The organism is Hafnia alvei, assembly GCF_964063325.1.
Taxonomy (GTDB): domain Bacteria; phylum Pseudomonadota; class Gammaproteobacteria; order Enterobacterales; family Enterobacteriaceae; genus Hafnia; species Hafnia alvei_B.
In genome coordinates this window covers 151,885-166,323 of record NZ_OZ061315.1, presented here as the reverse complement: position 1 = coordinate 166,323, position 14,439 = coordinate 151,885, and the positions used below count along the sequence as shown (strand labels likewise).

Genomic DNA, 14,439 nt, shown 5'->3' with positions numbered 1-14,439 from the left:
GATGAATTCAGATAACTTACGGACGGGTTCGCCTTACCAAGGCAACACCTGCACCAATTAAAGCGCCAATCGCTCCCCACATCACCAACATAAACCCACGGCGAGGGCTATCGCGTTTAACAGGCTCTTCTGGAGTACGCAGATAGCGATAGGTTTGGAATTTTCCATCCAGCGTTGGACCGACGTTTAAGGTGTTTAGCATGGCACGATTTTGATCATAGTCGAGATCATAGCTTGGCCCTGAGGCCTGTAATGCTTCTAATCGAGCCTGCAACATTGGACGCCCCAGCATGAACAAATCTGCCGCTGGAAGCTGCTCTGCAGGAGTATCGGTGCGTGAACTGCTGATCCCTTGCTGTTGAGCAATTTTCAAGCCTTGTTCCAGCCCTTTCACTTCGCGTTGGTAAATTGCAGAAGCGACTTCTTCCTGACGTTTAACCTGAGCTTTGAGTGAAATAGTACGAGCGGCCCACGCGCCTTGAATCTCTTCATTCAAGTGGCCAGCCGCTTGCTGGCTGGCAAAAGCAACGTACTGACGCAGCAGTTGATTGGCATCGGCTGCGGTTTCAGCAATTAACTTAACGCTGTCATTGGTTTTCTTCGCATCATCACGTGGTTGGAAAATGATGTTATTGACCAGTTCATCCAGTAGCGCGGCATCAGCTTTGGCATCACCCTCTTTACGCTCTTGGTAATACTTAGTCTGGAGCCAGAAATCACGACGTGTATCGTATGCTGCAAGTTGCATGATGAATTCATTGTAGGCTTCATCTGCAATAGTCGGCTCTTGCGCGGCACTAGCACCAATTCGCTGATCGAGATTACGCAAAAACTGCTGCTGAGAGTAATAGCCACCCAGCATGTTTACCGTCGGTCGATCGGTAATCGCGGTTGCGCTCCACTCTTGCTTCATCAGGAACGAAACCAGTATTGCTACGATAGCAAAGGCCGCGGCCATACCAATAATCCACGTCTTGCCCTGCCAAAGGGTGCGGCATAATCCGCGAATATCTAACTCGTTTTCAACGAGCATTTCGTTCTGATTCAACATTGTTTCAATACCCATCACTACATCAGGTTAAGCTTTTTTGCGCTGTGCTGCGTTACGGAGTCGTCGCTTCATACGCTTTATATAACGAGCAACACGCCACGCGCGTTTAATACAATACCCGTACATGAAAAATGCAAGCAAGAATAATGCCAACATTCCCCATTCAGGCATAAACGGTAGTCTTTCTCCCCAAACACCAATGGCAGCTAAAAGTGCAGCAGCAGCGGTAATAAGTACGAAAGCCTGACGAGAAGTAAAACCGGCACGCATAATTAAGTGGTGGATATGCTGTCGATCTGGAGAGAAGGGACTCATGCCTTTGCGAAGTCGACGATACATGATGGCAATCATATCCATCAGCGGGATCGCAATCATCCACAGCGCAGTCACTGGGTTCATCGGATGCGATTTACCTTGTGTGCTTTGCAGCAGGATCCAAATCACCGTAAAGCCTATTAAGGTGCTACCTGCATCACCCATGAAAACTTTATACCGACGCCCTAAAATACCGAGGTTTAACACGATATAAGGCAAAATCGCCGCAATAATGGCAAAACACCACAGAGCCAGATCGCCTTGATGATCCTGAAAAAGCAAAATCCCCATCGCGCCAAAGGTCACGCAGGATAAGCCCCCCAGCAAACCGTCAATCCCATCAACCATATTAAATGCATTGATCGCAGCCCATACAGCAAACAGCGTAACAACATAACCAAACGGCCCAAGGTTTAATTCCCAAGGGCCTAGCACATGGCCGAGCGTCATGAGATACAACCCGCCATACACCATCATTGCCACAGCAATCAGCGCTTGAACCGTGGCTCGGAATTTCACGCTGATATCGAAGCGATCATCCAAAGCCCCTACAAACACCAAAATACCGGCGCAAATTAGATAGAGTTTAGCGTGGGGTATGTAAGGCTGAAAAAAGAGGAAAGTAAAACAGATGCCCGCATAAACAGAAATACCACCGACCAAAGGAATTAACCCCTGATGGCGTTTGCGATAGTTAGGCTTATCAACTAATCCTACTTTTTTTGCGACTTTTCGAGCAAAAAACAAGAACGCAAATGAAAATAGGAAAATAAGGAAAAGGCTCATACTCATATCGAGTAAATTCACGGTTAACTGCTCTCTGTGTTTATTGCTAACAAAAGAATTAGTTTGCTAAACAATGCCATAAAATTTGGTATCGATGGATAGTACACCGTCACACATGCAATTCCCATGCGATAACACTTGAATTGCAGACCTAACGTGATGCAATCAAGCATTAAGAAGAATAGACGCCATCATCGCGGCGCTTAGTGTACTAACACCTATTTTAGTGAACAAGCGTATCCGCTAAATGAGAAAAACGCCATGTTATCTCTAACATGGCGTTTCCCCGAGTTTTCTGAAAATTAAGAGCGCTTCATCATATCGAAGAAATCGTCGTTCGTTTTCGTCATCGCAAGTTTATTGATGAGGAACTCCATCGCATCAATTTCGCCCATTGGGTGAATAATCTTGCGTAGGATCCACATTTTCTGCAGCTCTTCTGATGTGGTCAGAAGCTCTTCTTTACGCGTACCAGAGCGATTGTAGTCGATCGCTGGGAATACGCGTTTTTCTGCAATTTTGCGAGAAAGGTGCAGTTCCATGTTGCCGGTACCTTTAAATTCTTCATAGATAACTTCATCCATTTTAGAACCGGTATCTACCAGCGCGGTGGCGATAATGGTCAGGCTACCGCCCTCTTCTACGTTACGTGCAGCACCGAAGAAACGTTTTGGACGGTGCAGAGCGTTCGCATCCACACCACCAGTCAGTACTTTGCCTGATGCTGGAACCACGGTGTTATAAGCACGAGCCAGACGAGTAATGGAGTCAAGCAGGATGATCACGTCCTTCTTATGCTCAACTAGGCGTTTCGCCTTCTCGATAACCATTTCAGCAACCTGAACGTGGCGAGATGCTGGTTCGTCAAAGGTAGAAGCAATAACTTCACCTTTAACCAAACGCTGCATTTCGGTTACTTCTTCTGGACGCTCATCAATCAGCAGAACCATCAACGTACAATCTGGATGGTTGTAGGCGATGCTTTGTGCGATGTTTTGCAGCAGCATGGTTTTACCCGCTTTCGGCGGTGCCACGATGAGGCCACGCTGGCCGCGGCCAATAGGAGATGCCAGATCCAATACGCGCGCAGTCAAATCCTCGGTAGAACCGTTGCCGCGTTCCATACGAAGGCGAGAGTTTGCATGTAGAGGTGTAAGGTTTTCGAACAGGATTTTGCTGCGGGCGTTTTCAGGTTTGTCGTAGTTAACTTCGTTAACTTTCAACAGGGCAAAATAGCGCTCACCTTCTTTCGGTGGACGAATTTTACCGGAAATAGTATCGCCAGTGCGAAGGTTAAAGCGACGGATTTGACTTGGAGAAACGTAGATATCATCAGGGCCAGCAAGGTAGGAACTATCACCAGAACGGAGGAAACCAAATCCGTCCTGCAATATTTCTAGCACCCCGTCACCGAAGATGTCTTCGCCGCTTTTTGCATGTTGTTTCAGGATTGCAAAAATGATGTCCTGTTTACGCATACGGGCCAGATTCTCTAAGCCCATGTTTTCGCCAAGAGTGATTAGCTCTGAAACCGGCGTGTTCTTTAATTCGGTAAGATTCATAATGGTGGGTTCTTTAAACTCGGGGTATATCTCGAACGTATTGTGAATGGTATGACAGGGGTCATCCATGCCTGTTTGTGGACTTTCATAACACCCGATGTGGATTACAGCGCGGATAAATCGCACACATGAGAAAAGATTGCAGATCCAATTCGCGTGTACTCATTGATGATATGAAGGTGCCGTACGGTTTAAAACCTATGTTTTAGCTTGCTGCTCCCCTGCAGTGATGGCCGCAATACTTTGGAAAAGCCACACTATGGGGTTAAAACACAGAGGTCTCAAAACAGAATAAAACTTAGATTCTAACTTTATGATTCAAACTACAGGTATGTACTGTATTGCAGTGCGATTAAACTTAACACGCTTATTCGCGGACGTCTAGCGGTCAGTCGCAAGAAAACGACTAACCGCTAAACAACATCATAAAGAACGCATTATGATGATTACAGATTCGCGTCCAAGAACTCTTTCAATTGAGTCTTAGACAAAGCGCCGACCTTGGTTGCAGCCACTGCACCGTTTTTAAACAGCAACAGGGTTGGAATACCGCGGATACCAAACTTCGGCGCCGTAGCCGGGTTTTCATCGATGTTCAGTTTAGCAATGGTCAACTTGCCTTCGTATTCAGTCGCGATTTCATCCAAAATCGGAGCAATCATCTTGCATGGACCGCACCATTCTGCCCAGAAATCAACCAGAATCGGGCCTTCAGCTTTCAATACATCGGTATCAAAGCTATTGTCACTCAGGTGAACAATTTTATCGCTCATGTTCTACTCCACAGGATTAAGTCTGCCTTTATTGGTATAATCTTAACCTACTAGACCGATCACCTTCCAATAAAGGGTTGACTTTATTTCAACGGATACGCGTTCGTAAAGCAATACTTTCGTGAACGTCTTTCGTGAACATAGCGTTAACTGTTATTCTACGACACTATGAGCAAAACACACTTAACTGAACAGAAGTTCGCCGACTTCGCCCTGCACCCTACGGTGGTCAAAGCCCTTGAATCTAAAGGTTTTCATAACTGCACGCCTATTCAGGCACTCGCATTACCCCTGACAGTGAATGGGCGTGATGTTGCAGGTCAGGCGCAAACAGGCACCGGTAAGACGCTGGCTTTTTTAGCGTCAACTTTCCATTATTTACTTACTCACCCTGCCGCAGAGAACCGTAAAACCAATCAGCCAAGAGCGCTGATTATGGCTCCGACACGTGAGTTAGCCGTTCAGATCCACTCCGATGCTGAAGCTTTAGCGCATGAAACCGGTCTAAAATTAGGCTTGGCTTACGGCGGTGACGGCTATGATAAACAGCTTAAAGTGCTCGAAAGCGGTGTTGATATCCTGATCGGTACTACCGGTCGTCTTATCGACTATGCGAAACAGGGCCATATCGACCTAGCCTGTATTCAGGTAGTCGTTCTTGATGAAGCCGATCGTATGTTTGATCTGGGCTTTATCAAAGATATCCGCTGGCTATTCCGTCGCATGCCTGCGACCAATCAGCGCCTCAATATGATGTTCTCAGCCACGCTGTCATACCGCGTGCGTGAACTGGCTTTCGAGCACATGAACAACGCCGAATATATTGAAGTCGAGCCAGAACAAAAAACGGGTCACCGTATTAAAGAAGAGCTGTTCTATCCTTCTAATGAAGAAAAAATGCGTTTGCTACAAACGCTGATAGAAGAAGAGTGGCCAGATCGCTGCATTATTTTCGCCAATACCAAACACCGCTGTGAAGACATCTGGGGCCACTTAGCCGCAGACGGACATCGCGTTGGTTTGCTAACCGGTGATGTAGCGCAGAAAAAACGCCTGCGTATTCTTGATGATTTCACCAAAGGCAATCTAGACATTCTGGTTGCGACCGACGTTGCTGCACGTGGACTACATATTCCACTGGTCACACACGTCTTTAACTACGACTTACCTGATGACTGTGAAGACTACGTTCACCGTATTGGTCGTACGGGTCGTGCTGGGGAAAGCGGTTATTCCATCACGCTGGCGTGTGAAGAATACGTATTAAATTTACCGGCAATTGAAACCTATATTGAACATTCAATTCCGGTAAGTAAGTATAACAGCGATGCGTTGCTGACAGATTTACCTGCACCGAAGCGATTAACTCGCCCTCGGAGTAACAACGGCCAACGCCGTAGTTCAGGCCCGCGCCGTAACAACGGTTCGATGCGTCAAAGCCGTAAACGTACGAGTTAATTATTTATGCGCAGCTCCGCCTCATTGTATGCCGCTATTGATCTTGGTTCTAACAGCTTTCATATGCTGGTTGTGCGTGAGGTGGCGGGGAGTATTCAGGTACTCGCCCGAATTAAGCGCAAGGTACGTTTAGCTGCAGGTTTAGACAGCGAGAATATGCTCTCTGACGAAGCGATGCAGCGTGGTTGGCAATGCCTACGTTTGTTCTCTGAGCGTTTGCAGGACATTCCGCGTGAACAAATCAGGGTGGTAGCAACTGCGACGCTGCGTATTGCAAAAAATGCGCAGCAGTTCATCACCCAAGCAGAAGAAATCCTTGGCCGCCCAGTGCAGGTGATCAGCGGGGAAGAAGAAGCTCGCCTGATTTATCAAGGTGTGGCACATACCACTGGTGGTTCTGCACAACGTTTAGTTGTCGATATCGGCGGCGGCAGTACCGAGTTAGCAGCCGGCAAAGGCGCAACGGCAGATGTTCTTCACAGTTTGCCTATGGGCTGTGTGACATGGCTTGAGCGCTATTTTAGCGATCGCAACCTATCGCAGGAAAATTTCGACCGTGCGGGATCTGCCGCACACGAAATGATTTTACCGATAGCCGATAGCCTAAAGCAGCACGGCTGGCAGATTTGTGTTGGGGCATCAGGCACCGTTCAAGCGCTGCAAGAAATCATGGTTGCCCAGGGAATGGATGAACGTATCACCCTGAAAAAACTGCTGCAAATGCGTCAACGCGCGATCCAATGTGGGAAACTCGAAGAGCTTGAAATTGATGGCCTTACGCTAGAACGTGCGCTGGTTTTCCCGAGTGGATTATCTATTTTGATCGCGATTTTTGAAACGCTGGATATCGAAAGTATGACGTTATCCGGCGGCGCACTCCGCGAAGGATTAGTGTATGGCATGTTGGATCTACCGGTAGAGCAAGATATCCGAGCTCGTACTATCCGTAATATCCAACGACGCTACCTGCTTGATATTGAACAAGCAGAACGTGTTAGCCTGTTAGCTGAAAATTTTGTTCTGCAATTGTCCAAAGTCTGGCCAATCGATAGCCGTAGCGCAGAATTATTGCACTGGGCATGTCTGCTGCATGAAGTTGGTTTAAGCGTTGATTTTAAACAGTCAACGCAGCATGCCGCCTATCTCATCCGCAATATCGACTTGCCGGGTTTCACGCCTGCACAAAAGAAACTTCTGGCTGCTCTGCTGCAAAATCAAACCGGCACGCTAGATATGCAGGCACTCAACCAGCAAAATGCTGTCCCACAGGACATTGCACACCGGCTATGTCGCATTCTACGCTTGGCGATCATCTTTGCCAGCCGTCGCCGCGACGACACGATGCCACTTTTGAACATCAAGGCCGAAGGCGATACATTACACCTCGTCCTCCCTGCGGGTTGGCTACATGCCCATCCTCTGAGAGCCGAAAACCTGCATCAGGAAAGCCTGTGGCAAAGCTATGTGCATTGGACTCTACTCGTGGAAGAGATTGAGTAACATTGAATGTACAATGGCGATACTGAGGCTCTTTAAGCGATCAAGCTTTGAGAGCCTTTATTTTAGGTGAGCTCCAAAACCGCTAACGCACAAACCTACCCAATCTCGGCAAGCTTATTTTTAATGAGAGTCAACATTGAGGTTAACTGCTCAATATTTTCGTTGGAAACATCGCTGAAAATTGTATTCCAGCACTCATTAATTTTTGTATTAATTATGCTGTTTATGTTTTCACCCTTTGGAGTGATATCAAGCTGAACCTGCCGCATATCAGACTCTGACTTTTGACTCACTAGCAATCCTTGTTGCTCGAGTCGCCCAATGGAGCGAGTCAAATTTTGGTGCATTGTATCCAACAATTTTGCCAGCTCATTTTTTGAAATGCTGCCACTCTTTGCTAGCTGATCAAGAATAATGCGATCCACAAAAGTCACCCCGAGCTCATTTAAAATCGGCTCAAGTAGCTGTTGCCATTGCGTATGGTTCTCACGCAATAGGTCAGTCAATATGCCATAGTCTTTCCTCACATTATCTCCTATGCTCTAAGAAAGTAGAAAACAAAACCTGTCATCATAAGTTTGGCGCCGATACAGGCAAGAACCAAGTATGAAACTTTCTTGATTATATTCATAGTTGTTTCCCCAAGCCATTGACAGATAGGATCGGCAAAATGAAACATAAGACCTAAGATTAATGCAATAGTTAACGATGCAAAACTTACTGCGGTTCTATTCCCGGTTTCAGTTGTCATACTGATAACGATAGAAATCGCAGCGGGCCCAGCAATAATAGGAAAACAGAGTGGGACAATCGCTATATTCTTTAACGTGTTACATGAATCAACGCGACTATTTAATCCATTTAAAGAGCCTATAAGCAGAGATAAACCACCCGCTAATTGTAGTGCAGCCATATTAATACCAAAAACACTAAAAATATGAACGCCAAACCAAACAAAAACCAACAAAGTAATCGCGACAGCCAATGCTGTTTTTTTACCAATAGCTAAAACATCACTATTCGTCATATGGCTAGTGTAAGAAATAAAAAGAGCAAACATCGTTAATGGATTAATAATAACTAATAACGAAGATAAACTATGAAAATAAGGCAAAAGCATTATCCTTATCCTTTATTAAAATATGACAGTATGTTATATGTCTATTAAAAATAAAACATATCCAAAGTCAGCATATAACATACTGAGCATCATTTATGATTAGCGTGGCTTACAGTAAAATTGAGGAATACTTAATTTTTATATAAACATTAAGTTCAATTAAGTAGGTTCTTAACAATATCACCATTTTTTATAACCATAAGAACCTGATCTTTCTTATCTGAGAACACAGAAATATCCTCAAGTGGGTTATTATCTAGAACGATAAGATCTGCAAAAGCATGAACGTCGACAATGCCTAGTTTTCCTTTCATATTCAGGATCTCCGCATTAACATAGGTTGCAGAATGCAACGTATCAAACGCACTTTCTACTTGGCTACGCAGCTTAAACTCATCATATTGAAAATCTTGATAATCTCCTAATAAATCAGTACCAAGCCCAACTTTGACATTATATTTTCTTGCTAAATTGATAGATTTAATTGCTTGGCTCTGCACTTCTTCTAATTTTTCAATAACAGACGCAGGTATCCCAGAATCACTATCGTCTTTATTCATCATAAAGGCATTGTAAATAGATAGCGTTGGCACAAGATAAGCTTTGTTATTAAACATAGCTTGCGCAGATTCAGCATCTAATAAATTACCATGCTCAATTGTTTTCACACCAAGGTTAACGCAACGAATAATCGCCTGCGGTGTGTAAGCGTGAGCCATAACATAGCTGTGGAAACGTGTCGCTTCATCAACAATTGCGATAATTTCTTCATCAGAATATTGCAGGTTATCGATCTTATCCGTTGGCGATGAAATTCCTCCACCGGCCATCATTTTAATTTGCGATGCGCCAATCCTAAACTGTTCTCGGGCGGCTTGGCGTACAGCAGAAACACCATCGCATATCACCGAAATAGAAGAGCCAGTACAAAGACTGCATGCACAGGTCACCATTTCGCTTGAATTGTGTCGATAGTCGCCGTGTCCTCCTGTTTGTGACAGTGCTCTACCACTGATAAATAAACGAGGAGATAACACCACGCCCTCTTCTACCGCTGTTTTAATACCTACATCAGCACCACCGGCGTCGCGTACTGAAGTAAAACCACGATTGATCATATTCTTGAGGAAATGGAAGCTACGTGCATACATATAGCCTGGATATTCATAATCCTGGTTTAAATCAATTCGGCTAGCAGTAATATGAACGTGAGCATCAATAAGTCCAGGCATGACGTACTTACCTTGCAAGTCAATTACCTGAGTATTTTTATCTATTGCTTCTATATTTTTGGTTATGCTCTGTATAAAATTTCCATCAATAATGATATCTCCTGATTTTATCTCATTATTTTTTCCGTCAAAAATATTGGCATTCTTCAATAGAATTTTCATATTTATCTCGTAGGATTTTATTCATAATATGATTAAGTTCACGTTTGTGTTTCTTACCACGTAAAAAATCCTACTCCCACCATAAATAGAAAGCAATGCTTTGTATTTTATTTTTTGATTTTTGATTGCAAACAACACCTCCTCATTAAGAGGAGAGAGGTGATACGCAGAAGGCTTTATGCATGAAGATGATAGACCGCACGGTAGCTCGCGCGGTCCACTAATGATTCAAAGGGAAGCTCAGCCGCCGTTTTTAGCCTTCTCCATCATCGCGCGAATATTCGCTATGCTGGCCTGCCCTTTTTGCATTCTTTCCTGTGGGCTAACGACTTTGCGCTCAGTTTCCCAATTCAGATCGTCTTGCGGTAGCTCGAGCAAGAAACGGCTCGGCTCTGGACGCACTAATTCGCCGTATTGGCGACGTTCGCGGCACAGCGTAAACACCAGTTCTTTTTGCGCACGAGTAATGCCTACGTAGGCTAAGCGGCGCTCTTCATCGACATTGTCCTCATCGATGCTGCTCTGGTGTGGCAATAATCCCTCTTCCATCCCCACCAAATAAACGTATGGAAACTCAAGCCCTTTAGAGGCATGTAGCGTCATAAGCTGCACCTGATCTGCGTCATCTTCGCTTTCGCCACGCTCCATCATATCGCGCAGGGTAAAACGAGTGACGACCTGGGTCAGCGTCATGGGCTCATCAATATCGCTGCCATCCAGCATTTCCGTCATCCAGCTAAATAGCTGGTTAACGTTTTTCATCCTCATTTCAGCGGCTTTCGGGCTGGGTGATGTCTCAAACAGCCAACTTTCATAGTCAACGCCGTGAATAAGATCGCGCACCGCGGCGATAGGCTCACGCTCGGATAGCGTGGAGATTTCCTGCATCCAGTGGGTAAAACGCTGTAGCGATTCTAAGCCGCGCCCAGTCAGCGTTTGGCTCAGCCCAAAATCAAAGCTGGCGCGGAACAAACTGATGCCACGATGGTTAGCCCATTCACCGAGCTTTTGCAGCGTCGCAGGACCAATCTCACGCCGTGGGGTATTCACGATGCGTAAGAATGCGCTGTCATCGTCTGGATTCGTCAGCACGCGAAGATAAGCCAGCAGATCTTTAATTTCTGGACGCGAGAAGAACGACGTTCCGCCAGAGATACGATATGGAATACGGTTTTGCATCAGCATCTTTTCAAACACGCGTGACTGATGGTTACCACGATACAAAATCGCATAGTCGCTGTAGGAGGTTTTATTAATAAAGTGATGAGCGATTAGCTCACCCACCACGCGTTCAGCCTCGTGATCTTCATTATTTGCCGTAATAATTTTCAGCTCTTCGCCGTAGCCGAGCTCAGAAAAAAGCCGCTTTTCAAAAACATGCGGATTATTGGCGATCAAAATGTTGGCAGATTTCAAGATACGCTGAGATGAACGATAGTTCTGCTCCAGCTTTATCACCTGCAAAGCTGGAAAATCTTCTTTAAGCAGCACCAAGTTTTGCGGTCGAGCGCCGCGCCACGAGTAAATCGACTGATCGTCATCACCAACCACCGTAAAGCGCGCACGATTTCCCACCAGCAGTTTGACCAGCTCATACTGGCTGGTGTTGGTATCTTGATACTCATCCACCAGCAGATAACGAATACGTTGCTGCCAACGTTCGCGTACCTCTTCGTTGCTGCGCAGCAACAGCGTTGGCAATAGGATTAGGTCATCAAAATCCAGCACGTTGCAGGCTTTTAGCTGCGCGTCATACAGCTGATAACAGTGCACAAACAGCTTATCGCGCTCAGAAAATGCATGAGCCGCAGCCTGTTTGGGATCGATCAGATCGTTTTTCCAATTTGAGATCGTCGAAATCAGCTGCTTGAGAAGATCTTTGTCTTTCTCAATCCATTGCTCAGTCAAATCCGTCAGCAAAGCCAGCTGATCCTGATCGTCGAACAATGAGAAATTGGCTTTCATTCCCAATGCTTTGTATTCACGTTTGATAATTTCCAATCCCAACGTATGGAAAGTCGAAATCATCAGACCACGCGCTTCTTTACGCCCGAGCGTTTGCGCCACGCGCTCTTTCATCTCGCGAGCGGCTTTATTGGTAAACGTCACGGCGGCGATGTGGCGTGCTTGATAACCACATTCTCGGATCAGATGCGCAATTTTGTTGGTAATAACACGGGTCTTACCCGAACCGGCACCAGCCAGAACTAAACAAGGACCTGTAACAAATTCGACAGCCTGCTGCTGACCGGGATTTAAACGCATGGATGGATTAACCTGAATATGATGGCGACAAAATAACAACGAGTACGGGCGAATTGTAGCAGAAACCCAGCGGCGAAATTACACTCCGCGCGTTGGTTCCACCTTCAATGCGTTATACACCGAAGCACGAGAAATCCCCAGCTCATCAGCCACGATTTTCGCGGCTCCTCGCAGTTGTAAAAGACCAGATGTCGCTAAGTGACGAATCAAGACCTTACGCTGGGAAGCTGAAAGCGCCCGCGGTTGGCTCGACATCGCCGCCGCATAATCTTCAATGGCACGCTTCACATCTTTTGAACCAAAACTACTGCGTAAACTTTCCTGCGTCGGCGCCTGTTCGCTGTCCACCGACGTCAGCTGCGACAGCACTCGCTGAACGGAATCAAGCAGCGAAACATCCATATTCAGGCATAACGCCGCCACGTATTCGCCTTGGCTGTTACGCAAACCAATCGACGTACTTTTTGCCGGCCGCCCATCGGGAAATCGGTTACCGTAGTTTTGCACCACGTCTGGATACTGAGGATCACGTATACGTGCCAGCCCCATTTCCGTTGATGGGTCGCCGATTTTACGCCCTGAAAGAGGCTGTTCTATCGCCACGATGGAATGCAGGGGGTTACAGAGATCGTGCAGAACGACTTCGCAGGTTGGGGCAAACATTTCACCTAATGCCTTAGCGATTTTGGCCCCTTCACGCAGCAATAGCTGGTTTTCGCTTAAGGTTTCTATCGGGATCTCTTCATTATTTTTCATATAGCGCTTTCCTTTTTATTTTACTGATCGTATAAAATTATACAAAATGACAAGGCAAATTGCACCCCGAGGAGAAAATCATGCCCCTGTTACCCATGGCAGTTAGCGCAGATGATGTGCGTGAAGCTGCAAATATCATTAAAGCAGCAGCGCACCGCACGCCGGTTCTGACCTCTACTCAAGCCAACGCTTTAACCGGCGCAAACCTGTTTTTCAAGTGTGAAAACTACCAGCGTATTGGCGCATTTAAATTTCGCGGTGCTTATAACGCGATAAGTCATTTGACGCCGGAGCAGAAGAAAAACGGCGTTGTCGCATTCTCCTCAGGCAACCATGCTCAGGCGATGGCGTTAGCGGCTCGCGAGCTCAACGTTCCCGTCACTATTGTGATGCCACACGATGCGCCTGCGGCTAAACTCGCCGCCACACGCGGGTACGGCGCCGAAGTCATTATTTACAATCGCCAAACTGAAGATCGTGAAGCGATCGCCGCCGATCTGGCTGCAAAACGTGGTTTAAGTATTATTCCGCCCTACAACCATCCTCATGTTATTGCTGGCCAAGGTACCTCTGCGTTGGAATTATTCGAAGAGGTTGGCGATCTCGATTTCTTATTTGTCTGTACCGGCGGTGGTGGGCTGCTTTCTGGATGTGCCATCGCGGCAAATCACATGGCGCCAAACTGCCGTATCTTTGGCGTTGAGCCCGAAGCCGGCAATGACGTACAGCAATCACTGCGTACGGGGGAACGCGTGAGTATTGCAGTTCCCAATACCATCGCCGATGGCGCACAAACCCAATGTGTCGGCGAGCTCACCTTCCCGATCATTCGTAATTTTGTGGAAGATATTCTTACCGTTAGCGATCAGCAGCTCTGCGATCAAATGCGTTTCTTCATGGAAAGAATGAAAATCGTCGTTGAACCGACGGGGTGTTTAGCCGCTGCCGCTGCAATGAACGGTGCCATCGATATTCGCGGAGCACGCGTGGGGATTATCGTCAGCGGAGGCAACGTGGATGCTGGATCCTATGCTGATTTCCTCAAGCGCGGGAGCGACATATTATGAAAATCATCCATTCAGATCGGCTACCCACACCCGGTGGACATTATTCACCCGCAATCATTTCAGGCAACAATCTGTATATCTCTGGGCAGTTACCAATCTCACTCGCAAGCCCAAAGCCGCAGGGTGAATTAACTGAACAGGCACAGATCGTTTTTAACAATATCGACATTCTGTTAGAGACGGCAGGAATTAATAAACAGCATCTGGTGAATGTGCAGGTCTATCTCAGCGATGTCGCATTATGGCCAGAATTTAATCGACTTTATGCGCAGTGGATAGGCGATCACCGCCCCGCTCGTACCGTCGTGCCATGTTCTGCGCTGCATTACGGAGCACTGCTGGAAATGAGCGCCATTGCGGAAATAGCCCTAGGCTGAGTACACTAGGGAAAA

At 46.4% G+C, this 14,439-nt stretch carries 13 protein-coding genes; 4 read left to right on the top strand and 9 right to left on the bottom strand.

Annotated elements, in window-relative coordinates:
* Positions 1-16: 16 nt before the first annotated feature.
* The 4 genes from wzzE to trxA form a co-directional block, all read right to left on the bottom strand.
* Positions 17-1,051, bottom strand: coding sequence for an ECA polysaccharide chain length modulation protein (gene wzzE, locus AB3Y96_RS00785; protein ID WP_367298277.1), 1,035 nt, complete (start codon positions 1,049-1,051; stop codon positions 17-19).
* A 27-nt stretch (positions 1,052-1,078) separates the two neighbouring features.
* Positions 1,079-2,173, bottom strand: a complete 1,095-nt coding sequence (wecA, locus tag AB3Y96_RS00780) for a UDP-N-acetylglucosamine--undecaprenyl-phosphate N-acetylglucosaminephosphotransferase (RefSeq protein WP_072308373.1) — start codon at positions 2,171-2,173, stop codon at positions 1,079-1,081.
* A gap of 281 nt (positions 2,174-2,454) precedes the next feature.
* The gene (gene rho, locus AB3Y96_RS00775; protein ID WP_008815829.1) at positions 2,455-3,714 is read right to left on the bottom strand and encodes a transcription termination factor Rho; all 1,260 of its coding nucleotides are present in this window, start codon (positions 3,712-3,714) and stop codon (positions 2,455-2,457) included.
* 446 nt (positions 3,715-4,160) lie between these two features.
* Positions 4,161-4,487: a thioredoxin TrxA gene (gene trxA, locus AB3Y96_RS00770; RefSeq protein ID WP_004089255.1), complete on the bottom strand. Its 327-nt coding sequence runs from the start codon at positions 4,485-4,487 to the stop codon at positions 4,161-4,163.
* A 168-nt stretch (positions 4,488-4,655) separates the two neighbouring features.
* On the opposite strand from trxA, the gene rhlB reads away from it, so the two are divergent.
* Both rhlB and ppx read left to right on the top strand, forming a co-directional pair.
* Positions 4,656-5,945 (top strand): ATP-dependent RNA helicase RhlB, encoded by a 1,290-nt coding sequence (gene rhlB / locus AB3Y96_RS00765; protein WP_025802099.1) that lies wholly within the window; start codon positions 4,656-4,658, stop codon positions 5,943-5,945.
* A gap of 6 nt (positions 5,946-5,951) precedes the next feature.
* Positions 5,952-7,445, top strand: a complete 1,494-nt coding sequence (ppx, locus tag AB3Y96_RS00760; RefSeq protein WP_367298276.1) for an exopolyphosphatase — start codon at positions 5,952-5,954, stop codon at positions 7,443-7,445.
* 95 nt (positions 7,446-7,540) lie between these two features.
* Here the strand turns inward: ppx and AB3Y96_RS00755 are convergent, their stop codons facing one another.
* From AB3Y96_RS00755 to AB3Y96_RS00735, 5 genes are all read right to left on the bottom strand, one after another.
* Positions 7,541-7,972, bottom strand: a complete 432-nt coding sequence (locus AB3Y96_RS00755) for a MarR family winged helix-turn-helix transcriptional regulator (protein WP_072308371.1) — start codon at positions 7,970-7,972, stop codon at positions 7,541-7,543.
* An 8-nt stretch (positions 7,973-7,980) separates the two neighbouring features.
* Positions 7,981-8,565 carry a MarC family protein gene (locus AB3Y96_RS00750; RefSeq protein ID WP_367298275.1) on the bottom strand — a complete coding sequence of 195 codons (585 nt, stop codon included), beginning with the start codon at positions 8,563-8,565 and terminating at the stop codon, positions 7,981-7,983.
* A 155-nt stretch (positions 8,566-8,720) separates the two neighbouring features.
* Positions 8,721-9,959, bottom strand: coding sequence for an amidohydrolase family protein (locus AB3Y96_RS00745; RefSeq protein ID WP_367298274.1), 1,239 nt, complete (start codon positions 9,957-9,959; stop codon positions 8,721-8,723).
* Positions 9,960-10,199: 240 nt separating this feature from the next.
* A complete protein-coding gene (gene rep / locus AB3Y96_RS00740; protein WP_072308368.1) occupies positions 10,200-12,224 on the bottom strand; it encodes a DNA helicase Rep in 2,025 nt (674 codons plus the stop codon).
* Between the two features lie 78 nt (positions 12,225-12,302).
* On the bottom strand, positions 12,303-12,980 hold the full coding sequence (locus AB3Y96_RS00735; protein ID WP_052439960.1) for a transcriptional regulator: 678 nt from the start codon (positions 12,978-12,980) through the stop codon (positions 12,303-12,305).
* A gap of 80 nt (positions 12,981-13,060) precedes the next feature.
* Here AB3Y96_RS00735 and AB3Y96_RS00730 point away from each other — a divergent pair, with 80 nt between their 5' ends.
* A complete protein-coding gene (locus AB3Y96_RS00730; RefSeq protein WP_367298273.1) occupies positions 13,061-14,047 on the top strand; it encodes a threo-3-hydroxy-L-aspartate ammonia-lyase in 987 nt (328 codons plus the stop codon).
* The gene (locus tag AB3Y96_RS00725; protein WP_367298272.1) at positions 14,044-14,424 is read left to right on the top strand and encodes a RidA family protein; all 381 of its coding nucleotides are present in this window, start codon (positions 14,044-14,046) and stop codon (positions 14,422-14,424) included. The genes AB3Y96_RS00730 and AB3Y96_RS00725 overlap by 4 nt, the downstream gene beginning before the upstream one ends.
* Positions 14,425-14,439: the final 15 nt, after the last annotated feature.